General features: G+C 40.7%; 23 protein-coding genes. 2 read left to right on the forward strand and 21 right to left on the reverse strand.

What is annotated here, in order from left to right; translation table 11 throughout:
- Nucleotides 1-130 precede the first annotated feature (130 nt).
- The 17 genes from DWV68_RS10375 to DWV68_RS14900 form a co-directional block, all read right to left on the reverse strand.
- Entirely contained in the window at nucleotides 131-946 is an 816-nt protein-coding gene (locus DWV68_RS10375; protein WP_117840962.1) for a hypothetical protein, read from the reverse strand.
- 896 nt (nucleotides 947-1,842) lie between these two features.
- Complete coding sequence (gene ppdK / locus DWV68_RS10380; protein ID WP_117840960.1) at nucleotides 1,843-4,479, reverse strand: pyruvate, phosphate dikinase; 2,637 nt, start codon at nucleotides 4,477-4,479, stop codon at nucleotides 1,843-1,845.
- Between the two features lie 205 nt (nucleotides 4,480-4,684).
- Nucleotides 4,685-6,082: a glycine--tRNA ligase gene (locus tag DWV68_RS10385; RefSeq protein WP_022243038.1), complete on the reverse strand. Its 1,398-nt coding sequence runs from the start codon at nucleotides 6,080-6,082 to the stop codon at nucleotides 4,685-4,687.
- An 18-nt stretch (nucleotides 6,083-6,100) separates the two neighbouring features.
- Nucleotides 6,101-6,712 (reverse strand): hypothetical protein, encoded by a 612-nt coding sequence (locus tag DWV68_RS10390; protein WP_118056769.1) that lies wholly within the window; start codon nucleotides 6,710-6,712, stop codon nucleotides 6,101-6,103.
- A 103-nt stretch (nucleotides 6,713-6,815) separates the two neighbouring features.
- On the reverse strand, nucleotides 6,816-7,556 hold the full coding sequence (gene recO, locus DWV68_RS10395) for a DNA repair protein RecO (protein WP_022243040.1): 741 nt from the start codon (nucleotides 7,554-7,556) through the stop codon (nucleotides 6,816-6,818).
- Entirely contained in the window at nucleotides 7,501-7,689 is a 189-nt protein-coding gene (locus tag DWV68_RS10400) for a YqzL family protein (protein ID WP_117697057.1), read from the reverse strand. Before DWV68_RS10400 ends, recO begins: the two co-directional genes overlap by 56 nt.
- 78 nt (nucleotides 7,690-7,767) lie before the next feature.
- Complete coding sequence (gene era / locus DWV68_RS10405) at nucleotides 7,768-8,679, reverse strand: GTPase Era (RefSeq protein ID WP_022243042.1); 912 nt, start codon at nucleotides 8,677-8,679, stop codon at nucleotides 7,768-7,770.
- A 45-nt stretch (nucleotides 8,680-8,724) separates the two neighbouring features.
- A complete protein-coding gene (locus DWV68_RS10410) occupies nucleotides 8,725-11,643 on the reverse strand; it encodes an insulinase family protein (protein ID WP_330419941.1) in 2,919 nt (972 codons plus the stop codon).
- A gap of 151 nt (nucleotides 11,644-11,794) precedes the next feature.
- Nucleotides 11,795-11,995, reverse strand: coding sequence for a cold shock domain-containing protein (locus DWV68_RS10415; RefSeq protein ID WP_022243044.1), 201 nt, complete (start codon nucleotides 11,993-11,995; stop codon nucleotides 11,795-11,797).
- A 120-nt stretch (nucleotides 11,996-12,115) separates the two neighbouring features.
- Nucleotides 12,116-13,027: a mechanosensitive ion channel family protein gene (locus tag DWV68_RS10420; RefSeq protein WP_118056771.1), complete on the reverse strand. Its 912-nt coding sequence runs from the start codon at nucleotides 13,025-13,027 to the stop codon at nucleotides 12,116-12,118.
- 31 nt (nucleotides 13,028-13,058) lie between these two features.
- Entirely contained in the window at nucleotides 13,059-14,297 is a 1,239-nt protein-coding gene (locus tag DWV68_RS10425) for a DUF1015 domain-containing protein (RefSeq protein WP_118056772.1), read from the reverse strand.
- Nucleotides 14,298-14,417: 120 nt separating this feature from the next.
- Entirely contained in the window at nucleotides 14,418-15,581 is a 1,164-nt protein-coding gene (locus DWV68_RS10430) for a phosphoglycerate dehydrogenase (RefSeq protein WP_022243047.1), read from the reverse strand.
- The gene (gene serC, locus DWV68_RS10435; RefSeq protein ID WP_022243048.1) at nucleotides 15,581-16,663 is read right to left on the reverse strand and encodes a 3-phosphoserine/phosphohydroxythreonine transaminase; all 1,083 of its coding nucleotides are present in this window, start codon (nucleotides 16,661-16,663) and stop codon (nucleotides 15,581-15,583) included. Before serC ends, DWV68_RS10430 begins: the two co-directional genes overlap by 1 nt.
- A gap of 52 nt (nucleotides 16,664-16,715) precedes the next feature.
- Nucleotides 16,716-18,389: a biosynthetic-type acetolactate synthase large subunit gene (gene ilvB / locus DWV68_RS10440; RefSeq protein WP_117840957.1), complete on the reverse strand. Its 1,674-nt coding sequence runs from the start codon at nucleotides 18,387-18,389 to the stop codon at nucleotides 16,716-16,718.
- A gap of 58 nt (nucleotides 18,390-18,447) precedes the next feature.
- Nucleotides 18,448-20,130: a dihydroxy-acid dehydratase gene (ilvD, locus tag DWV68_RS10445; RefSeq protein ID WP_117697041.1), complete on the reverse strand. Its 1,683-nt coding sequence runs from the start codon at nucleotides 20,128-20,130 to the stop codon at nucleotides 18,448-18,450.
- Between the two features lie 50 nt (nucleotides 20,131-20,180).
- Complete coding sequence (gene leuB / locus DWV68_RS10450) at nucleotides 20,181-21,281, reverse strand: 3-isopropylmalate dehydrogenase (protein WP_022243051.1); 1,101 nt, start codon at nucleotides 21,279-21,281, stop codon at nucleotides 20,181-20,183.
- A gap of 332 nt (nucleotides 21,282-21,613) precedes the next feature.
- Nucleotides 21,614-21,739: a hypothetical protein gene (locus DWV68_RS14900; RefSeq protein WP_278336402.1), complete on the reverse strand. Its 126-nt coding sequence runs from the start codon at nucleotides 21,737-21,739 to the stop codon at nucleotides 21,614-21,616.
- An 87-nt stretch (nucleotides 21,740-21,826) separates the two neighbouring features.
- Here DWV68_RS14900 and DWV68_RS10455 point away from each other — a divergent pair, with 87 nt between their 5' ends.
- Nucleotides 21,827-22,168, forward strand: coding sequence for a phenylpyruvate tautomerase MIF-related protein (locus tag DWV68_RS10455; protein WP_022243052.1), 342 nt, complete (start codon nucleotides 21,827-21,829; stop codon nucleotides 22,166-22,168).
- 86 nt (nucleotides 22,169-22,254) lie between these two features.
- Here the strand turns inward: DWV68_RS10455 and DWV68_RS14760 are convergent, their stop codons facing one another.
- Entirely contained in the window at nucleotides 22,255-22,668 is a 414-nt protein-coding gene (locus tag DWV68_RS14760; protein ID WP_243089537.1) for a hypothetical protein, read from the reverse strand.
- On the opposite strand from DWV68_RS14760, the gene DWV68_RS15100 reads away from it, so the two are divergent.
- Nucleotides 22,661-22,783 (forward strand): helix-turn-helix domain-containing protein, encoded by a 123-nt coding sequence (locus DWV68_RS15100; protein WP_334294266.1) that lies wholly within the window; start codon nucleotides 22,661-22,663, stop codon nucleotides 22,781-22,783. The two genes, DWV68_RS14760 and DWV68_RS15100, sit on opposite strands and share 8 nt — an antisense overlap.
- Nucleotides 22,784-22,853: 70 nt before the next feature.
- Here DWV68_RS15100 and DWV68_RS10470 read toward each other — a convergent pair whose 3' ends face one another.
- From DWV68_RS10470 to yajC, 3 genes are all read right to left on the reverse strand, one after another.
- Nucleotides 22,854-23,237: a PAS domain-containing protein gene (locus DWV68_RS10470; RefSeq protein WP_118056775.1), complete on the reverse strand. Its 384-nt coding sequence runs from the start codon at nucleotides 23,235-23,237 to the stop codon at nucleotides 22,854-22,856.
- A gap of 46 nt (nucleotides 23,238-23,283) precedes the next feature.
- Entirely contained in the window at nucleotides 23,284-23,502 is a 219-nt protein-coding gene (locus tag DWV68_RS10475) for an aspartate dehydrogenase (protein ID WP_118056776.1), read from the reverse strand.
- 78 nt (nucleotides 23,503-23,580) lie between these two features.
- Nucleotides 23,581-23,916 carry a preprotein translocase subunit YajC gene (gene yajC / locus DWV68_RS10480; protein WP_022243061.1) on the reverse strand — a complete coding sequence of 112 codons (336 nt, stop codon included), beginning with the start codon at nucleotides 23,914-23,916 and terminating at the stop codon, nucleotides 23,581-23,583.
- Nucleotides 23,917-24,011: the final 95 nt, after the last annotated feature.

Raw genomic sequence — 24,011 nt, forward strand, 5'->3', positions numbered from 1 at the left:
CCTTTCTAAACTTCCTTTCTAAATTTTCTTTCTAAAATTTTCTTTGTCTCATTTGTGTTATTAATTATAATACAAATGAGACAAAGATGCAAGGAATATATTCACATCATATATCCAATCTGACAGCATATTATTCTGTTTCATCAATCATCATATGTATCATCTTCTTTACACCTGAAATATCAAATGGACTTTCCGAAGATTCATAAGTAAAAATAACATCCCGCCCCGGCATAAGATAATTTTCTATATATAAATTCTGCTTTCGGATAAAATTTCCTACATAAGATATATTATCCATCATTCCCGCATGTTCCCAATAAAGAATCCGCCCGGTTTCCTTATTTAAAATTGTAAAATCCGGATATATTTCTATCTCTTTTCCTTTCTTTTTTAACTTTAATGGGCGTTCATACTTATATAGCAGAATGTCTTTTTTCTGATGCAGCATATTAGCTATAAGCACTTCTGACTTGGAACGCACCAGTTCCCCATGCTCCGTCTCATATCGTAAATTCTCCGGATATTCTATATTCTGCTCATATTTTTCCTCTTCCCATTCCTTCAAAACAACTTCTTCCGGTTTTAGATATGGTGTGATCAGCTTCTTCCTCTGGTATTCCTGCTCCTCATAAATCTCTCTCATCCATCCTATATCATAATCAGCCTCCACCTGCTGAAGTATTTTTAAATTTCTCTCTGCTTTGGTCTTAAGCTTTTTGCAATAGCTCTTCTGTGCCAGAATACGAATAAAATTCATTTCTCTTAGTGGAAGATATTGTTGTATCATCTTCCCTTCTTCATCTTTCATCTGCCTGTAATAATACGTTTTTCCATTTTTATTATGAATTCTCAGCGTACCACTTGGTGCTTTCTCTTCAAAATGCTTTATATCATTGAGTATCTTCTGCAATTCATTTATTTCATTTTGTATCCAATTTTTCATAAGCATTATTCCTTTCTTTTATAAGATTTAAAGTTCTTATATTCTTTACAGTTCTTGTATTCTTCACAGTTCTTATAGCTTTTACAATTCTTGTATTCTTTACAGCTCTTATAGTTTTTATAGCTCTTATATTTTCATATTTAAACAATGATTCCTATTGTCACATACTTCGCATGATAGTCTGCCTTATGCCATAATCATACTTCTTTTTCTTGCAGCATATATCTAGTATGATTTTTTCAACACTTTTTCAGCTTTCTTCATACTAAAAAACTAGATTCTACTGTTTAGTATGATTTTTTTCATTTTTCAGGGATTTTTTTGATATAAATGGAGATTTTTTCATACTAGAAACTTTAAAAGAACTGAATTAGTATGATTAGACTAAACAATATGATTTGACTATATAATATGATTAAACCAAACAATATGATTTGACTATATAATATGATTAAACCAAACAATATGATTTGACCATATAATATGATTAAACTAAATAATATAATTAAACTAAATGATATGATTACTTTCAAAATATAATTACTTGAATATTATGCCTTAACTGAATTTTGTAATTAAATGGAATTTGATAAAGAAACTTAAGATTTTTCAACAAATAAGCGAATGGATTCGTAATAAGAATATTCTGTTATCATCCTGCCAGAAGAATAAGAACCTGGCAGCAAGCGAAATATAAGGTCATATAACAATCATGCTGCACAAGCTAAAAAGCACTATGCAATATAAAAATGCTATGCAATACAAAAATACTATACAATATAAGTACCATTTCACAAGATAGATAAGCCTCACCATACGGTGAGGCTTATCCTGCATATACAGCATTCCCACGATATATGAGATATGCTGTATATTATATTGTTCCTGTCCAATAATTATTTGTTAGCGATTGCTGCCTGAGCTGCTGCTAATCTAGCGATTGGTACACGGAATGGTGAACATGATACATAGTCAAGACCAATCTTGTGGCAAAATTCAACAGATGAAGGATCTCCACCGTGCTCTCCACAGATACCAACGTGAAGGTTCGGATTAACTGGCTTACCAAGTTTCAGTGCCATATCCATAAGTTTACCAACACCAGTCTGGTCTAACTTAGCAAATGGATCGTTCTCGAAAATCTTCTTGTCATAGTAAGCATCTAAGAACTTACCAGCATCGTCACGGGAGAATCCAAATGTCATCTGAGTTAAGTCGTTAGTACCGAAGCAGAAGAAGTCAGCTTCTTTAGCGATTTCATCAGCTGTAAGAGCAGCTCTAGGAATCTCGATCATAGTACCAACTTCGTACTCTAATTTAACGCCTGCAGCTGCGATCTCAGCGTCTGCTGTCTCAACAACTACTTTCTTAACGTATTTAAGCTCTTCAACTTCACATACTAATGGAATCATGATTTCAGGTTTCACATTCCAATCTGCATGCTCTTTCTGAACTTCGATTGCTGCACGGATAACAGCTTTTGTCTGCATCTTAGCAATTTCAGGATATGTTACAGCAAGACGGCATCCTCTGTGACCCATCATTGGGTTGAACTCATGAAGTCCATCGATGATTGTCTTAATCTGCTCAACAGTTTTGCCCTGAGCATCTGCTAATTTCTTAATATCAGCTTCCTCTGTAGGAACGAACTCATGAAGAGGTGGATCCAGGAAACGAATAGTAACCGGGCATCCTTCCAGTGCTTCATAAAGAGCTTTGAAGTCTCCCTGCTGATATGGAAGAATCTTCTCAAGAGCTGCTTCTCTTTCTTCTACAGTGTCAGAACAGATCATCTCACGGAATGCTGCAATTCTGTCTTCTTCGAAGAACATATGCTCTGTACGGCAAAGTCCGATACCTTCTGCTCCAAGCTCACGAGCTTTCTTAGCATCTGCAGGAGTATCTGCATTAGTACGAACTTTAAGTTTTCTATATTTGTCAGCCCAAGCCATAACACGGCCGAACTCACCAGCGATGGTAGCGTCAACTGTCTTGATTTCGCCATCGTAGATGTTACCTGTTGTACCATCGATAGAGATGAAATCTCCCTCATGGAATTCTTTTCCAGCAAGAGTGAATTTCTTATTCTCTTCGTCCATAGCGATATCACCACATCCGGATACACAGCATGTACCCATACCACGGGCAACTACAGCTGCGTGAGATGTCATACCACCACGAACAGTTAAGATACCCTGGGAAGCTTTCATACCTGTGATGTCTTCCGGAGATGTCTCAAGACGAACAAGTACAACTTTCTCTCCGCGAGCGTTCCAAGCTTCTGCATCTTCTGCTGTAAATACGATCTTACCACAAGCTGCTCCAGGAGAAGCTCCTAAACCTTTTCCGATTGGTGTAGCTGCTTTTAATGCTGCTGCATCAAACTGTGGATGAAGAAGTGTATCTAAGTTACGAGGATCGATCATAGCTACTGCTTCTTCTTCTGTCTTATGTCCTTCATCAACAAGGTCACATGCAATCTTAAGAGCTGCTGGAGCAGTTCTCTTACCATTACGGCACTGAAGCATGTATAACTTCTTGTTCTCTACTGTAAACTCCATATCCTGCATGTCATGGTAGTGATTCTCAAGAGTCTCACAAACCTTGATGAACTCAGCATATGCTTCTGGGAATTCCTGCTCCATCTGAGCGATTGGCATAGGTGTACGAACACCAGCAACTACGTCCTCACCCTGAGCATTGATTAAGAACTCACCCATTAATTTCTTCTCGCCTGTAGCAGGATCACGGGTAAATGCAACACCTGTACCAGACTCATCATTTAAGTTACCGAATACCATAGGCATTACGTTAACAGCTGTTCCCCAGGAATATGGGATATCGTTATCACGACGATATACGTTTGCACGTGGGTTATCCCATGAACGGAATACAGCTTCGATAGCTAATTTTAACTGCTCTACAGGATCAGATGGGAAATCGGTTCCTAACTGGTTCTTGTACTCAGCTTTGAACTGCTCTGCTAATTCTTTTAAGTCAGCGGCTGTAAGTTCAACGTCGAACTTAACTCCTCTGTCTGCTTTCATCTTATCGATGAGCTGCTCGAAATATTTCTTACCAACTTCCATAACAACGTCAGAGAACATCTGGATAAAACGTCTGTAAGAATCATATACGAAACGCTCGAATTTAGGATCTGGGTTTCCAGCGATCATTGCTGCAACTACTTCGTCATTCAGTCCAAGGTTTAAGATGGTGTCCATCATACCTGGCATAGATGCTCTGGCACCGGAACGAACAGAAACAAGTAATGGATTCTTGAGGTCTCCGAATTTCTTTCCATTGATCTCTTCCATTTTCTTAACGCCTTCCATAGCCTGTGCCATGATTTCGTCGTTAATCTTGCGGCCATCCTCATAATACTGAGTACAAGCCTCTGTTGTGATTGTGAATCCCTGTGGTACTGGAAGACCGATATCAGTCATCTCGGCAAGGTTAGCACCTTTTCCACCAAGGAGATTACGCATGGACATGTTTCCTTCACTGAACATGTAAACCCATTTGTTTGCCATTTTGAATTCCTCCTAATAAATTTACTTTGGTTTATTGATATGCGAACATCGTCTGTTATCAACAACAATTGATATCCACAATGTCACCCATTATGCGTGCCACTTGTCCACAAGCGCACATATTTATTTTATCATAATTTTATAGTTTCGCAACCATTTTTTCGAAATCAGACCATTCAGTCATGTAAAAAATAAAGTGTTTGATTTAGAAAGTGAATTTTTCTGCAAAATATGTATCTAAATCTTCGATTTTGATACGCTCCTGCTCCATGGTATCACGGTCACGTACCGTAACTGCTCCGTCTGTTTCTGATTCAAAATCGTAAGTTACACAGAATGGAGTTCCGATTTCATCCTGACGACGATAGCGCTTACCGATATTTCCTCTGTCATCAAATTCGCAGTTGTATTTCTTGGAAAGCTGTGTAAATACTTTCTCTGCACCTTCATTTAATTTCTTGGAAAGCGGAAGCACACCAATCTTAACCGGTGCAAGTGCCGGATGGAAATGAAGAACGGTTCTCATATCCGGTTTCTCTTCTGTTCCGATGTTCTCTTCGTCATATGCTGCACAAAGGAATGCAAGTACCACACGGTCTGCTCCAAGAGACGGTTCAATAACGTATGGAATGTATTTTTCATTCTTGGTATCATCAAAGTAAGACATATCCTGACCGGATGTATTCTGATGCTGTGTCAGGTCATAGTCGGTACGGTCTGCAATTCCCCACAGCTCGCCCCATCCGAACGGGAATAAGAATTCAAAGTCGGTAGTTGCTTTACTGTAAAATGCAAGCTCTGCAGGATCATGGTCACGAAGACGTAATTCTTCATCTTTCATGCCAAGGCTTAACAGCCAGTTATGGCAGAAGGTTCTCCAGTACTGGAACCACTCAAGGTCGGTACCCGGCTCACAGAAGAACTCCAGCTCCATCTGTTCAAACTCTCTGGTACGGAAAGTAAAGTTACCAGGAGTGATCTCGTTACGGAAAGATTTTCCAATCTGTGCAATGCCGAAAGGCACTTTCTTACGGGATGTTCTCTGCACGTTTTTGAAGTTAACAAAAATACCCTGTGCTGTTTCCGGTCTTAAGTATACCGTATTCTTTGCATCTTCAGTTACACCCTGGAAAGTCTTGAACATCAGGTTGAACTGACGGATATCTGTAAAGTTATGTTTTCCGCAGGATGGACATGGAACACTGTTATCTTTGATGAAGTTCATCATTTCTTCCTGACTCCAGCCATCTACAGAAGTCTCTAATGTAATGCCATGCTCTTCTGCATAATCTTCAATAATCTTATCTGCACGGAAACGTTCATGACACTCTTTACAGTCCATAAGAGGGTCTGAAAATCCGCCTAAATGTCCGGAAGCTACCCATGTCTGCGGGTTCATAAGAATGGCACAGTCTACACCAACATTGTATGGATTTTCCTGTACGAATTTCTGCCACCAGGCACGTTTCACATTATTCTTTAATTCTACACCAAGGTTACCGTAATCCCATGTATTTGCCAGTCCACCGTAAATCTCGGAACCCGGATATACAAAACCTCTTGCCTTTGCTAAAGCTACAATTTTTTCCATTGATTTTTCCATAAAATTCTTCCTCGCATTCTATTTATAAATAATATATCTTGCTTCTGCTGTCTCACCAGCAGGAATTTCATCCACAGTTGCAGTGTTCTTATCCTTGACGATTACCCCGGATGAAACATACTGCAGTGTTCCATCAACCGTAACATCTACACCCTTGCTTAATACGATAACATGATAGTCATCATTTTTCATGACATCTTTGCTGTCCGCTGCATCTCCGGCAGCTCCATCTGTTACCGCTACGAAATCTGTATTAAAATCATATCCGGCAGCAATTGCCTGTACCACCGTTCCGGTAAATACGGTATCTCCCACAAATGCAGAATATGCTGTGCTGTCACTGTAATGCATACCAAGCTTTGCGACTCCGTCTTTTACGGAAAGATTTTTTAATTTTACTGTCCCGGCGCCATCATTGTCTTCATATTCTTTGATGGAATCCTTTACATACTGTTCTAACTCATTCTCATCATAATTGTCTTTGTCAAAGTCGCCTACTGCAACTTCTGTGATTCCACCCTTTTTCTCCGGAAAGAGTGTCGTGGTATCTGCATCTTTTGTAGCACCGCAGCCGCCAAATATTCCACAGACTAACAGCATTACAAGGAGTGCACTTATCTTTTTCTTCATACGAACCTCCAAATCCCTATATCTCATAATCTCAACAATTATACTATTTTCGGTTTGGTATTTCAAGCGTTACCTCAGGCAAAATGCCCGGCTTCTCCATAAATCAGAAAAGCCCTTCTAAAAATTGCTCTGATTTAAATGTATGGGGTGCATATTTTTCCCGAAATTCCTTCACCGTCCGAATCAGTTCAAACAACACTTTTTCTGATACTGCAAAATGAAAAAGCTTTGCTGATTCCGTGGTAATAATATACTGCATCGTATAAATGGTAGATGCATCTAACCGTCTGCCATGCTCGGTTTCGCTGCAGGAATCACAAAGAAGCCCGGCGCGCTGCACACTGAAAAACTGCATCGGTTCCTTTCTTCCACATTTCTGGCAGGAAAAAAGATTCGGATATACTCCGTTTAGCACCATCATTTTCAGTTCATAAATCACACGGACCAGCCGGTTATCAAAATTCTTCTTTCCAAGTGCCTTTAAGGACTGGTAAAGAAGCTTTAGCATTTCCCGGTCATCACTGTTTTCCTGGGCATAATATTCTGCCATCTCAAGAAAATAAAATCCATAGTATGTATCATTCAAGTCTGTGGTGAGTTCGGTAAAATAATTTTTAATTTCTGCCCGCACCACATTGTAGGAGGTACGGCCCTCATAGACTTCAAACTGTCCGAAGGAAAAGGGATTGCAGGCTGCCAGCAGTGTACTGTTCGGTCTTCTTGCACCTCTGGCAAACGCCGTAATCTTTCCCCTCTCCAGGGTCAGTATCGTAATTCGTTTGTCATATTCACTGATTGGCATTGCGGTAAGCACCATACCCGTAACCATCACGTTTGTGCCCACGGTCCTGTTCACCTCTTACTTTCTCTTTCAGGCTGCCCAATCCATCCTGTTCTTCTTTTTCCTGTTCCTTAAACTTAAGATAATCATCTACACTTCCGGTCAAAGTAAAATGATTCCAGCTTGCTCTTACCATATGCTTCCTTCCTGCCCTTTCTTCATACTTGTATGAAATTAGGTTTTCCAGAAGCACTTAAGATAATACTGTCAATATTTAGAATTCCTCTTCCCGGTATCCGAAGTTCTTAATCATATAATCGCTGTCACGCCAGTCTTTTTTCACTTTTACCCAAAGTTTCAAATTAACCTTGGCATCTAAGAGGTGTTCAATTTCATATCTGGCATTGGTACCAATCTTCTTTAACATGGCTCCCTGCTTGCCGATAATAATTCCCTTGTGGGAATCCCGCTCACAGATAATCGTAGCATCAATATCAAACATTTTCCTGCCTTTGCGTTTCTTCATCTGGTCAATAGAAACGGCAATTCCATGAGGAATTTCTTCATTTAAAGCATGTAAGGCTTTTTCACGAATCAGCTCTGCCACAATCTGACGCTCCGGCTGGTCAGTAATGGTATCCTCATCATAGAACATCGGACCATACGGCAGATATTTAAAAATCAAATCAATGATAACATCCGTATTTTCTCCCCGCAGTGCAGATGCCGGTACGATTTCCGCAAAGTCATAGACTTTACGATAAGTGTCAATGTACTCCAGCATTTTATCCTTGTTATCCAAGGTATCTAATTTATTGATAACCAGAATAACCGGTGTCTTTACAGTTTTTAACTTTTCAATAATATGCTGCTCTCCTGCGCCGATAAAATCACTCGGTTCCACCAGCCATAAAATGACATCCACTTCATTTAATGTGTGTTCTGCCACATTTACCATAAATTCGCCCAGCTTATTCTTTGCCTTATGGATACCAGGTGTATCCACAAAAATAATCTGTCCTCTGTTTTCATCCGTATAAATAGTCTGGATACGGTTTCTGGTAGTCTGCGGTTTATTGGATGTAATTGCAATCTTCTGTCCAATCAGATGATTCATCAAGGTGGACTTTCCTACATTCGGCCGTCCAATCAGTGTTACAAAGCCTGATTTAAAATTTTCCGTCATACTTACTCCTTCTTATGTATGCTGCGGGACTATTACCCACAGCTTTTAATAAAGATTCTTTACTTCTAAGAACATATCTTTTTCTGCTTCTACATTTTCCTCTGCACCGATGACACACAAGGCATCCTGTGCGAGTACCGCTTCAATAAGCACTGCGAGATTTTTAATGTTTTCCGGCTGTGCATCTAAAACTTCATTTCTCTCACGCTGTAATTCCTCATAAGAAATATTGGTAAGATAAGCACTTACGGAACGCATGCCCTTGGCAGCCGGATTCAACGGGGTATCCATATCACTTACTGTTCCGATGATATATTTTGTCATATCACGTTCATCTGCATCAAAGGCTCTTAAATATGCCGGGATACCTTCGTAAATCTCATTGGTGCTCTTAAGGTTCGGGTCACGGTAAGAAGTGAAATATGCATCTCCATTCCGCATAAATCCGCTCATGCAACCATATGCACCACCCTTTACCCGGACATTAATCCAAAGGTAATCATAGCTTAAAATTACTTTTAAGATACGAAGTGCTCCGGTATAGGAATATCCTTTCGATAAATAATTTCCGGCTCTGGATACATACTGTACTTTGGATGCATCTAAGAAACCTTCATTCTTTTTCTCACAATGGAAGGTAACTGCTTCTCCCTCTTTTGCTCCATCCGGTAAAACAGTTAAGAACTGCGGGAATTTTTCTTCTAACAGCTGATATCCTTCTGCGTCTGCCGTCAGGGAAATCAACAGTCTGTTCTTTACAAATATTTTCTCTGTAAGGCTTCTTAATTTATCCATTAAGAACTGCTTCTTTTCTTCAAAATGTTCTTCTAATTCTGCAATCGTCCGGTACAGTGCAATTCCGCCAACCAGGTCATTGAATCGGGCTACCGGTGAGAAATAAGACATTGCCCGCATGGCAGATACGGAATGTCCGGCAGAGCTTAAGGACATCTGCAGTCTCGATTTGATACGCGCTAAAATCTCATAGAGACGTTTTTCATCTGTAATCTGTGTGCCCATCAGAATCTCAGAAAGAAGTCTAAGCCCCTCTTCTAAATTCTGATAAAGAATCTTGGAACGTACTTCGTATTTTGCATGGAAACTGTCTTTTTTCTTAGTATCCGCATAAATATTAATCTGGGAAGAGATACCGCCGGTCATAAGATTAATCTCATTTGCTAAGTCTGCATAATTATAATGCTCTGTATCCATATAACCAAGTACAGCTTTTAACACCCCAAGGTATGGCAGTTCTTCTTCTGTAATATCACTGATATCAAACATCAGATTCAGATAATGAATGCCATTGGAATAAATGTTGGTATGAATGGTTTCGATGCCATTGCAGCTTACCTTTTCATATACCAGCGGCTGCGCTTCACGCTTCATGTCCTGCCGTTTTAACATCGGAATCTTCATCAGGTCTTCCTTTGGTGACGGCTCTTCCTGATACTGTTTTAAATGCTTTGTATCCTCTACTAACTTATCAATCTCTTCTTCTGATAAGTCTCTCTTATAAGCAGCCAGTTTCTCTTCTAATTCTTTTTCCAGCCTGGCATTTAAGCCTTTTTCCGGTTCAATGGATACATAGGATTTATGGCTGTTATCCAAAAGATATTTCTGAATCAGTTCTTCAAAATATCCTGTTTCAATCTTTTCCTTTAATGCTGCAAATACGTCTAATATTTTAAGATATAAGAATGGTTCGTCATCATCATAAAGCCAGCTGTCCATACAGGATAATCCATAAATTAATCCCTTCGGGAAATTACCGTAATCTGCTTCACGGAATTTGAATTCTTCACTGTTGATTCCTGCTAACAGGGATTTTCTATTGAGTCCATCTTTGACGATTTTCTTTAAAGTATCTTCGATAATTCCTACAAACTTCTCTTCGTCTTCTTTATTGGCATTCTTTGCCACCACAGAAAAAATTGGCTGTAAGGTGCTGTTATCAAATCCGCCCATGATATCTTTTCCGATTCCTGCATCAATAAGTGCCTGCTTCAACGGTGCTCCCGGTGCACTTAATAGTGCATAATCCAAGACATCAAATGCCAGAGTCAGTTCACTCTCAAGATTCGTTCCGATTGCCACATTATAGGAAAGATATGCATTATCCTCTAAACTTTCGGAAGATGCAATGGAATATGGCTTGCTGATGGTTACCGGCTTTTCAAAAGGAGCCTGCAACTGAATTGCAGAATCTACTTCGATTTTATCATAATGGCTTAAATATTCTTTATCGAGAAATTCCAGTTTTTCGCCCATATCCATATTTCCATAAAGGTAAATATAAGAATTACATGGATGATAGAATTTCCGGTGGAAATCAAGGTACTGCTCATAAGTAAGCTCTGGAATTACTTCCGGGTCACCGCCGGACTCATTACTGTATGTGGTATCCGGGAACAGGGAATTTAATACTACACGGTCTAAGACACCTTCTGGAGAAGAAAATGCGCCCTTCATCTCATTGTATACCACTCCATTGATGGTAACCGGTGCATCTTTATCCTCTAATTCATAGTGCCAGCCTTCCTGTTTGAAGATTTCTTCTTTCTTATAGATATTCGGATGGAACACAGCGTCTAAGTATACATCCATCAGATTAGCAAAATCTTTATCATTGCAGCTTGCCACCGGATAAACGGTCTTGTCCGGGTAAGTCATGGCATTTAAGAATGTATTTAAAGAACCCTTCACCAGTTCCACAAACGGATCCTTCACCGGAAACTTGTCCGAACCGCACAATACCGTATGCTCAATGATATGTGGTACGCCGGTGCTGTTCTCTACCGGAGTACGGAATCCAATATAAAAGACCTTATTTTCATCATCATTGGAAATAAGGCTGATTTTAGCTCCACTCTTTTTATGTCGAAGCAGATATCCCTTTGCATGGATGTCTGTCAGATTTTCTTCTTTGATTAATTCATATGCTGTTAACGCTGCTAAATTCAAATGTTTTATCCTCCATGTTCTCATAATCTGACTCACAGTCTTTATCAGTATAACACATTTTTTTTACATTTACACCTGATAAACCTAAAAACAGGAAGACGGATATCCATCTTCCTGCTCTGCGCTTATTTCATATTCAACTCTATACGAATTAACCTAAGCGAACTACGTTAGCTGCCTGAGGTCCTTTTTCTCCTTCTACTACCTCAAATTCAACTGCTTCTCCATCTTTAAGCTCTTTGAATCCATCCATATTTAATGCGGAGAAATGAACGAATACATCATTTCCTTCTGCATCTGAGATAAATCCATAACCCTTCTTTGCGTTAAACCATTTTACAGTTCCCTGCATTTCTTTTTCCTCCTAATACACAATAAATCTAAAAAGTTGCACAAAATTGTGCACGACTACATGGCTAACAGTAGCATATTTTCCAATATTTGTCAAACTTTTTCACTTTTTTGCCCGATTTTATACCGGATTCTTTACGTTGACATCAAGCTGCGGGAACGGAATTTCGATTCCATTTTCATCCAGAGCATTTTTCATCTCCTCAGTCAGTGCCCAGCGGATATCCCAGTATAAATCAGTCGGCACCCACACTCTTGCACCAATGGTAACACTGCTGTCTCCCAATTCCGATACAAAGACCTGCACCGCCTCGTCCTTAAGCCGGCGTTCTTCGGAAAGAAGCAACTGCTCTATCACAGCCTTCGTCTTCTTTAAATCCGCCGAATAGGACACCCCTACTTCCAGGTCAATCCTGCGTTTCTCACTGTAGGTTACATTGGTAAGGCTGCTGTTGGCTAAGATTCCATTTGGAATTACGATAATCTTATTGTCAACACTCTTTAACTTGGTGTAGAAAATCGAAATCTCTGTTACCGTTCCTTCGTTGCCATGGCTGTCTTCTACAATATAATCCCCCACTTTAAACGGTTTTAACATCAGTATTAATACGCCGCCGGCAAAGTTGGATAAGCTTCCCTGCAGTGCCAGGCCTACCGTCAGTCCTGCAGAACCTGCAATTGCCATTACAGATGTGGTTGCAATTCCAAAGAGCGAAAGAATGATTACAATCAAGAAGAAATATCCAATGCACTTGACCAGTGCATCCATAAACTGTTTTACACCCTTGTCAGCATCCTTTTTATCCAGCCATTTCCGGACGAGTTTCCGGAAAAGCTTGATTAACTTTACGCCAATGGCATATACCACGCAGGCAATCACCACCTGAAAGAGAAACGCCAGTAAATCCGGCACCAGCCCCTCCAGGTAAGTACGTACCACGCCCGGTTTCTTCATCTGTTCAATAGCATCGCTGACTTCTTCCGCTGTAATGCCCTCTGTGCTGGCTTCTAATGCGGTCAGATAAAATCCCATTTTAATATCCTCCAGTTATTTATGAAAGTTATTATGAAAGTGCATGAATAAATAATCCACTGCGAAGTTTTGGCTCAAACCAGGTGGATTTCGGCGGCATCAGTCTTCCGGCATCTGCTACTGCAAACAACTCTCCGATGCTGGTCGGATACATGGCAAATGCCACTTTACAGTCACTATGTACTCTGCGCTCCAATTCCTCCAGTCCACGAATTCCACCTACGAAATCAATCCGCTTATCGGTCTTCGGGTCTTCAATGCCAAGTACCGGATGCAGTAACACATTCTGTAAAATTGATACGTCCAGCCCATCTACCGGGTCACTGCTTAAATCCGCTTCTTTCATCCGGCAGGCATACCAGTTATCCCCAAGGTACATGCTGAAACTTCCTTTTTCAGCCGGATGAACCGCTTCCTTCTGTGGTGCTCCCACTTCAAACAGGTCGTTCATCTTTCCAAGGAATTCCTCTTCTGTCATTCCATTTAAGTCTTTTACCACACGGTTATAATCCATAATCATAAGCTGGTCATCCGGGAATAATACGGATAAGAAATAGTTAAATTCCTCAGTTCCGTCATAATCCGGATGCTCTGCTCTCCGCATCAGTCCTACCTTTACTGCGGATGCTGCACGGTGATGACCGTCTGCGATATAAATTTCTTTTATCTTTGCAAATGCTTCCTCGATAGCCGCAATATCTTCTGCCTCTGCAATTCTGTATACACGATGTCCGATTCCATCCTCTGCCACAAAATCATAAAGAGGTGCTGTCTTCTTTACCTTCTCTACCACTGCATTGATGGTATCATTGGAACGGTATGCTAAGAAAATCGGTCCGGTCTGTGCATCACAGATATTTACATGGTTGATTCTGTCCTGCTCTTTATCTGCTCTGGTATTCTCATGTTTTTTAATGACCTGATTCTGATAATCATCAATTGAAGCACAGGCTGTAATACCGGTCTGCACCCTTCCGTCCATGGTCAGTTCGTAAATATAATAGCACGGTTTCTCTTCTTTTACGAAATCACCTTCTGCTACCATATCCCAGAGCATGTCATGGGCTTTCTTATATACCTCCGGTGCATAAGTGTCTACGGAATCATCAAACTGTGTCTCGGCACGGTCAATGCGAAGAAAGCTTTTGTCATGTCCTTCTACCGCTTTCTTTGCTTCTTCTCTGTTATATACATCATACGGAAGTGCTGCAATCTCTGCCGCCTCATCCTCTCTTGGTCTGATACATAAAAATGGTCTGATATCTGCCATTATTTTCTCCTTCCTGCGTAATTGCGAAAAACACGCTTTGTGAGTTTCCTGCGTAAGAGAAATGGACTGTCGCGGCGTAACCGGGCAGTCCATATATTATCTTTTTCTCACCTGCATTTATTATTTTACAATACGAACCTTTAATACACCATCTAAGGTCTGAAGTTTCTCTTCTACTTCTTTGGTAACAGGTGCATCTACATCAAGCAATGTACATGCATAATCGCCACGGCTCTTATTGGTCATATCAGAAATGTTGATATTTGCATCTCCTAAAATAGAAGTATAGCTGCTGATCATTCCCTTTACGTTACGGTGTAACAGTAACAGTCTTCCTGCACTCTTGCACTCGCCCATATTGCAGTCCGGATAGTTTACAGAATGTGTAATATTTCCATTCTCTAAGAAATCACGAATCTCTTTTACTGCCATTACTGCACAGTTATCTTCGGATTCTTCGGTAGAAGCTCCAATATGAGGAGTTACGATACAGCCTTTCTTTCCAACTGTGGTTGGATTTGGGAAGTCGCTGACATATTTTGCAATCTTTCCTTCCTCTAATGCTGCTACCATTGCCTCTTCATCAACCAGTAAGTCTCTTGCAAAGTTCAATACTACAGTGGTAGGTTTCATCATTGCAATTGCTTCTGCATTAATCATTTTCTTGGTAGAATCTAAAAGCGGAACATGAATTGTGATATAATCACAGTTCTTGTAAATTTCTTCTACAGCATTTACATGATTTACATTGCGTGATAAGCTCCATGCAGCATTTACAGAAATGTATGGGTCATATCCGTATACTTCCATACCAAGATGTGTTGCAGCATTTGCTACTTTAACACCGATGGCACCAAGTCCGATAACGCCAAGCTTCTTTCCTGCAATTTCGCTTCCGGCAAAGTTCTTCTTCTGTTTCTCAGCAAGTTTTGCAACATCTGCATTGCCTTCCTCGCCTTTTACCCATTCGATTCCACCGACTACGTCACGGGCTGCCAATAACATTCCTGCAAATACCAGTTCCTTTACACCATTTGCGTTTGCACCCGGTGTATTGAATACTACGATACCTGCTTCTGCACATTTATCCAATGGGATATTATTTACACCTGCACCTGCTCTTGCAACAACTTCTAAAGTCTTTGGAAGTTCCATATCATGCATTGCTGCACTTCTTACCAGGACTGCCTGTGCATCTTTGATATCATCTACTTTGTTATATTCATCTGACAAAAGGTCTAAGCCTACACCAGCGATTGGATTTAAACATGTATAGTTAAACATTATGCGTTCTCCTCCTCAAACTTCTTCATAAATGCCACCAGCTTCTCAACGCCTTCTTTTGGCATTGCATTGTAAATGCTGGCACGCATACCGCCAACGGTTCTGTGTCCCTTTAAGTTTACAAAACCAGCTTCGGTTGCTTCTTTGACGAATTTTGCATCTAAGTCAGCATCACCGGTAACGAATGGTACGTTCATAAGAGAACGGTCTTTTGGAACTACAGTTCCCTTGAATAACTTGCTCTGATCTAAGAAATCATAAAGAATCTTAGCTTTCTCTTCGTTACGCTGTTTCATAACTTCAAGTCCGCCCATCTTCTTTAACCATTTGAATACTTTACCACAGATATAAATGCCGTAGCATGGTGGTGTATTGTAAAGAGAATCTGCATCTGCCTGAGTCTTGTATTTTAACATTGTAGGTGTTCCCGGAAGAACATCATCTGTAATTAAGTCTTCACGAATGATTACGATTACAACACCTGCAGGTCCAACGTTCTTCTGAACGCCGCCGTAGATTACTCCGTATTTGGTTACATCAACCGGTTCTGATAAGAAGCAGGAAGATACGTCTGCAACAAGTGTATGTCCTTTGGTATTTGGAAGTTCTTTGAACTTGGTTCCATAAATCGTATTGTTTTCACAGATATATACATAATCTGCATCTTCCGGAATATCCAGATCTGAACAATCCGGAATATAAGAGAAGGTCTTATCTGCTGAAGATGCTACTTCTACTGCATCCCCATACATTTTTGCTTCCTGGTAAGCTTTCTTAGCCCACTGTCCAGTTACAATATATGCAGCTTTCTTATTTTTCATCAGGTTCATTGGAATTGCAGCGAACTGCTGGGAAGCTCCACCCTGTAAGAATAATACCTTGTAATTATCCGGGATATTCATTAAGTCTCTTAAATCAGCTTCTGCCTCTTTGATGATGTTGTCATATACTTTGGAACGATGACTCATCTCCATTACGGACATTCCACATCCTCTGTAGTCTAACATCTCATCTGCTGCTTCCTGTAAAACTTCTTCCGGTAATACTGCCGGACCTGCAGAAAAATTATATACTCTGCTCATTTTCTAATTCCTCCTCACTTCTTACACATATCTTTCTATATGTAATGGCTTATTATTTTAAATCTTCCTCGGTAAACACCTCAGATATAGCTGCCCCCGGTGCTACCATTGGCCACACCTTATCATCACTATCAATTATACAGTCTATAACAACTGGTGTACTACTTGCAAGTGCTTTTTTCAAAATATCGACAAATTCTGCCTGACTGGTTGCCCGATATCCCGTTGCTCCCATGGCTTCTGCCAGTTTTACAAAATCTACTCCATCGTCTAAAACAGTTGCAGAATAATGCTTCTCATAGAAAAGTGTCTGCCACTGTCTTACCATTCCAAGCACATGGTTATTAATGATAACTTCGATTAACGGAAGCTTCTGACGGACTGCTGTTGCAATCTCATTCATATTCATACGGAAACATCCGTCACCGGCAATATTGATAACCTGTTTATCCGGATTTGCTATCTGCGCACCGATTGCTGCCCCCAGTCCATAACCCATGGTTCCAAGTCCGCCGGATGTCAGAAGTGTTCTCGGCTGTTTGTATTTATAATACTGTGCTGCCCACATCTGATGCTGTCCGACCTCCGTTACCATGATAGCATCTCCGTTGGTCTGACGATAGATTTCTTCGATTACGAACGGACCGCTTAATCCTTCCGGATGATAGCTCAATGGATATTCTTTCTTGTATTCCATGATGTGCTCCATCCACTCTTTATGCTCCATCGGAGATAACATCGGATTGATTCTTGCAAGAATCTTCTTTAAATCACCAATCACGCTGTTTGTTACCATGATATTTTTATTAATCTCTGCCGCATCCACATCAAACTGTAAGATTTTTGCATGATGGGCAAATTTCTTAGCATTTCCAAGCACACGGTCTGAGAAACGGACACCTACTGCAATCAGAAGATCGCACTCGCTGACTCCAAGATTGGAAGTCTTGGTTCCATGCATTCCAAGCATTCCGGTATAACGTTCATCCGTTCCGTTAAATGCACCTTTTCCCATCAGGGTATCACAAACCGGTGCATCCACCTTATCCACAAATTCTCTCAATTCATCCGAACAGTCGGAAATCACGGCACCGCCGCCCACAAAGATATATGGTTTTTTCGCTTTCTGAATCAAAGCAACTGCTTCTTCTAAATCTTCCTCCCGGATGGTTTCTGTCACACGCAGTACCGGTTCAATACGCTGTGCGTTATATTCTGCCCTGTTAGCAGTGACATCCTTTGGAATATCCACAAGAACAGGACCCGGTCTTCCTTTTTTTGCAATGCGGAATGCCCGGCGGATGGTATCTGCCAGATCATTGACATCTTTTACAATAAAGTTGTGCTTGGTAATCGGCATGGTAATTCCTGCAATATCAATTTCCTGGAAACTGTCTTTGCCAAGAAGCGGCACATTGACATTACAGGTAATTGCTACCATTGGAACAGAATCCATATATGCGGTTGCGATTCCGGTTACCAGATTAGTTGCACCCGGTCCGCTGGTGGCAAAGCACACACCAACTTTTCCGGTGCTTCTTGCATATCCGTCTGCCGCATGGGAAGCTCCCTGCTCATGGGAAGTTAAAATATGTTTTATTTCATTACTATGTTTATATAACTCATCATATACATTTAAAATTGCACCACCCGGATAACCAAATACCGTATCCACGCCCTGCTCTTTCAAACATTCTATTACGATTTCAGCACCTGTTAAGAGCATTGAAATTTCCTCTCTTTCCAACTTATCTTTCTGCTGTATATTTACAGATTACCGGTTCTTATTTTTCTTCCCCGGTACCTGGAATCTGTAAAATTGCACCGCGGTTTCCTGAAGTAACCATGGAAGCATAACGTGCCAGATATCCGGTTGTTACCTTCGGTTCTCTTGGCTGCCATTTTGCTTTACGGGCTGCCAGTTTTTCATCGGATACTGCAAGCTCTAACTTCATTTCCGGAATGTTAATCTTAATGATATCGCCTTCTTCTACCAATGCGATTGGTCCGCCTACGGCTGCTTCCGGTGAAACATGACCGATGGAAGCTCCACGGCTTGCGCCGGAGAAACGTCCGTCTGTAATCAATGCTACGGAAGAACCAAGTCCCATACCTGCGATTGCAGAAGTCGGATTTAACATCTCACGCATACCAGGGCCGCCTTTTGGTCCTTCGTAACGGATCACGACTACATCACCGGCAACAATTCTGCCACCCTTGATTGCTGCAATGGCATCTTCCTCACAGTCAAATACTCTTGCCGGTCCTTCATGAACCATCATCTCTTCTACGACTGCGGAACGTTTTACAACACCGCCGTCCGGAGCAAGATTTCCTTTTAATACGGCAAGACCACCGGTCTTACTATACGGATTATCCAGTGGACGGATAACTTCCGGATTCTTATTGACTGCATCTTTGATATTCTCGCCTACGGTCTTACCGGTTACGGTCATACAGTCTGTATGTAAAAGTCCTGCATCTGCTAATTCTTTCATGACAGCATAGACACCGCCGGCTTCATTTAAGTCTTCCATATAGGTCGGGCCTGCCGGTGCCAAATGGCAGAGGTTCGGAGTCTTCTCACTGATTGGATTTGCAAAGGAAATATCAAAATCAAATCCTACTTCATGTGCGATTGCAGGCAGGTGAAGCATACTGTTGGTAGAGCAGCCTAACGCCATATCTACGGTCAGTGCATTTAAAATAGCATCCTTTGTCATAATATCTCTTGGACGGATATCTTTCCGATACATATCCATAACTGCCATTCCGGCATGTTTTGCTAATTTGATACGCTCGGAATATACGGCAGGAATGGTTCCGTTTCCACGTAAGCCCATACCAAGTGCCTCGGTCAGACAGTTCATGGAGTTTGCGGTATACATACCGGAACAGGAACCACAGGTCGGACATACTTTCTCTTCGTATTCCCTTACTTCTTCCTCTGTCATTGTACCTGCTGCATAGGAGCCTACTGCCTCAAACATGGAAGATAAGCTTCTCTTACGTCCCTTTACATGACCTGCTAACATCGGACCACCGGAAACAAATACGGTAGGTACATTAATTCTTGCTGCTGCCATCAGAAGTCCCGGTACGTTCTTATCACAGTTTGGCACCATAACCAGTGCATCAAACTGATGGGCTAATGCCATACACTCTGTGGAATCTGCAATTAAGTCTCTTGTTACCAGGGAATATTTCATTCCGATATGTCCCATGGCAATTCCATCACAAACTGCAATTGCAGGGAATACAACCGGTACTCCACCTGCTTCTGCAACACCTAATTTTACAGCGTTTACAATTTTATCCAGATTCATATGGCCCGGTACGATTTCATTATAAGAACTTACGATACCAACCATTGGTTTCTTCATTTCTTCTTCGGTAAATCCCAAAGCGTTAAAAAGACTTCTGTGCGGAGCCTGCTGCATTCCGGCTTTTACATTATCACTCTTCATCTTCGTTCTTCCTCTCTTTTTTATTGTTCTGTCTGAAAATTTCTTATCTCTTACAGATTCTCTACGATTAAGTCACCCATTCTGGCTGTTCCTACCTGGGTTACGGTTGCTTTCTTTGCTTCTTCCTGTGGCATAATGTCAATGGTACGATAGCCTGCCTTTAATACCTTCTTTACGGCATTTTCAATGGCATCTGCTTCTTTATCGAGATCAAAGGAATATCTTAACATCATCGCTGCACTTAAAATGGTTGCAATCGGGTTTGCAATTCCTTTTCCTGCGATATCCGGTGCAGAACCACCGCTTGGCTCATAAAGACCGAATTTCGTATCATTTAAGCTTGCAGAGGATAACATTCCGATGGAACCGGTTACCATACTTGCTTCATCGGATAAAATATCTCCAAACATATTCTCAGTTAAAATTACATCGAACTGCTTCGGGTCTTTTACCAACTGCATGGCACAGTTATCTACCAGCATATGCTCATATGTTACTTCCGGATAATCCTTTGCTACTTCTTCTACAATCTTTCTCCAGAGTCTGGAGGAATCCAGTACGTTTGCCTTATCCACGCTGGTTACTTTCCTGCGGCGTTTCATGGCAATGTCAAATCCACGTTTTGCAATTCTGCGGATTTCATTTTCGTTATATGTCAAAGTATCGGTTGCCGTCATCACACCGTCCACTTCTTCTGTCTTTCTCTCGCCAAAATAAAGTCCGCCGGTCAGTTCACGCATAATCATCATGTCAAATCCGTCTCCGATAATATCATCACGCAGTGGACATGCTTCCTTTAATTCTTCATAAAGGTATGCCGGTCTTAAGTTAGCAAAAAGGTTCAATGCTTTTCTCAATTTCAAAAGGCCTGCCTCCGGGCGAAGGGATGGCTCTAATTTGTACCAAGGGGATGTTGCTGTATTTCCTCCGATGGAACCCATCAGAACTGCATCTGCCGCTTTTGCATGTGCAATGGCATCATCGGTCAGCGGTACACCGGTTGCATCGATAGAACAACCGCCCATCAGTATCTCGTCATATGTAAAGGTGTGTCCGAATTTTGCTCCAATGGCATCTAACACCTTTCTTGCTTCGCTTACAATCTCCGGTCCGATTCCGTCACCGGCAATTACTCCAACATTATAATTCATGGGTAAATCCTTCTTTCTTTTCCTATTGCATGCATCCCAATTTCATAACTACTGATTATGGTAATGCTCATTATCCTATATCATAGCTTATTTATCCGAAGAATTCAATAAATTTTACCATTATAGTTTCTCATAGTTTTTATAAACTGTGGTTATATTCTGTTCTTTTGATATGATTTGTTGTTATTATACAAATCTTTTTCTTGTCAGATGGGGACTGGTACAGTAGACTTGAGGTAGGTATTTTATAGGAATTGAGGAATACTCTATGATTCATCAGATATGGATGCGAGGCAAAACGGTAAGGGGCATCAGGCATTTCTACCGCAATACTAATACCGTACGGCAACCGGTGCAGATTCACATCCATGTTCAAGCTGCACCTCACCGTCACATCCATGTGCCGGTGTTGCCTGATATTGTACGAAATGCCAGGTGCCTCTAACCGTTTGCTTCAAGCATCCATATTCTGATGAATCATAGCTTTTTCACTCTCACCTATATAATGAACCAATTAACTTATCCATTTGTAAGGAGGACTAACAATGCCATTTATTAACATGAAAACTACTGCTACTTTAGATATTGCCAAAAAAGATGCCCTGTCCAAGGAGCTCTGCATCATCACCAGAGACTGTCTCGGCAAAGGTGAGAACTGGGTTATGACCGGGTTCGAGGGTAATGCTTCTCTTTGCTTTCTAGGAAGCACCAAAGACATTGCTTATGTAGAAGTGAAATGCTACGGCTATCCGACCAAGCCACAGATGAATCTTATGACAAGAAAAGTCTGTACGCTCTTAGAAAATGAGCTTGGCATTCCGAAGAAGCGAATCTATGTTGCTTACTTCCCGACCGAGGACTGGGGATGGAATGACAGTAATTTCTAGGGGACTAGAAAAGGCATATCACACTAATAGCTATACGTTGTGTGATATGCCTGTCTTTTTGTGTTTTATTCTATGGCAACCCTATCTTATGATTTCCAGTTCCAGTCCTCTAAAAAGCTCATCAGTTTATACCAGTTATCTACCGGTTCCCAGATTACAGAATCCTGATTATGAGGGTCTATACAACCTAAGCAAAACTCTTTTACTGGCTTTTCTTTCACTTTATAAAATTTCCATATGAGTCCATTTGTATAAATTACTTTTCCATAAGAATTAAGGTGTCCTTCTATCTGCTCTGTTATCTCCATATTATCATACGGTCGTTTTGCTTCTATGCACCCATATTTAGCTGCATCTCGACTTTTCTTCCTTTCCAGCACAACAAAATCAGGAAAACCTGCTTCCCCTTCTAAATTCTTTGATAATTTGCTGTCTGCTAATTTGTGGAATACTATGAAGTCCAAAAAGATATCCCAATACCAGCTTCTAAAGATGGGCATTGATAATAAAACTCTGGATGGATTAAAACACAACAAAAATATTACTGTACTCACCTTGGAAAAGCTCTGCACCATTATAGGCTGTACTCCAAATGATATTATTGAATTTAAATAGAGCGATACACCTTTGTCGATGTACCGCTCTATTTATGATATGAAACTATCTCATTTTCCTATATTTCATTTTACCACAAATCATATTTTTCCATGGTTTCTGCATTTCTGAATTCATGCTTCTCATAATAGCCAATCAGCTTTCCCTCGGCATCCCTTAAAGCAACCATATACACATCTTTATTCTGCTTCACGTTATGGGAGGTATAGATGAGATTGTGGCTTTCATCTGCAGAGAACCAGTCGATTACCTGCTGGATGCGTTTTTGCGATTCTTCATTATGGCAGTTTAAAAGGCTTCTTCCAACAAGGCTTTCACCGCCCCATTTCTCATAGCTTTTTACTGCAGTTGGATTCATATAAATGATTTCGTGCTTTAAATTGCATATCACAACGGAACAACGATCCTGGTCTATGATGCTTTTAAAATATGCTGCGTTAATGTCTGTCTGCATGGTTATGCTCCTTTTCCTTCTGTCTTGAATTTCTATTATGCTTTGCTTAATATTCCTTTTCTATTTTTCCCTCAATTCCATACATTTTCCGGAACGTATCAAGGTCTGCCTCATTTCTTATCAGCATTATTTCTTCTATCTTTCCTGTATGGATATCTTTAAAGCCTGCCACCTGTTCTCCATTGCAGATGCTGGCTTTAATAACAGGCTTCTTGTTCATTTTATCATAGGGCAATGGCGTGGATTTTTTCTTGAATATTCTCATATAACCTTACTCCCTCTTTTCAAAAAAATCCGTGGCTTGTACATTGCGCACACTCCACGGATTTTCTAAGGTCTTATCTTATTTCTTCTCTTTGGTTTCTTTTGCTTCTACTGCTTCTTCCGGTTTTTCGATTGCGGCAATTGCTGCTTTCTGCATTGGGATACGGCAGTTTCTGTTGCTGCCAAACTCAACGATAACAGTATCATCTTCAGATACATCAATTACGATTCCGTAGAAACCGCTGGTTGTCAGTACGGTATCACCTACTGCTAACTCCGACATCATCTGCTCTTTTTTCTTTGCTTCTTTCTTCTGTGGACGAATCATGAAGAAGTATACAAATACAACCATAATTACTACCCACATAATAATGCTTCCCCAGGCCTGTGCCTGCTGTGATGCTAAAATAGACATTTCTTTTCCTCCTGAATTACAAACTTAAGTTCATGAAAAACATTGTACACAAAAAGACTGCGTTTCACAAGTATTTTCCCGATATTTCATTCTTT

The organism is Roseburia sp. AF12-17LB (genome assembly GCF_003479605.1).
Classification (GTDB): domain Bacteria; phylum Bacillota; class Clostridia; order Lachnospirales; family Lachnospiraceae; genus Roseburia_C; species Roseburia_C amylophila.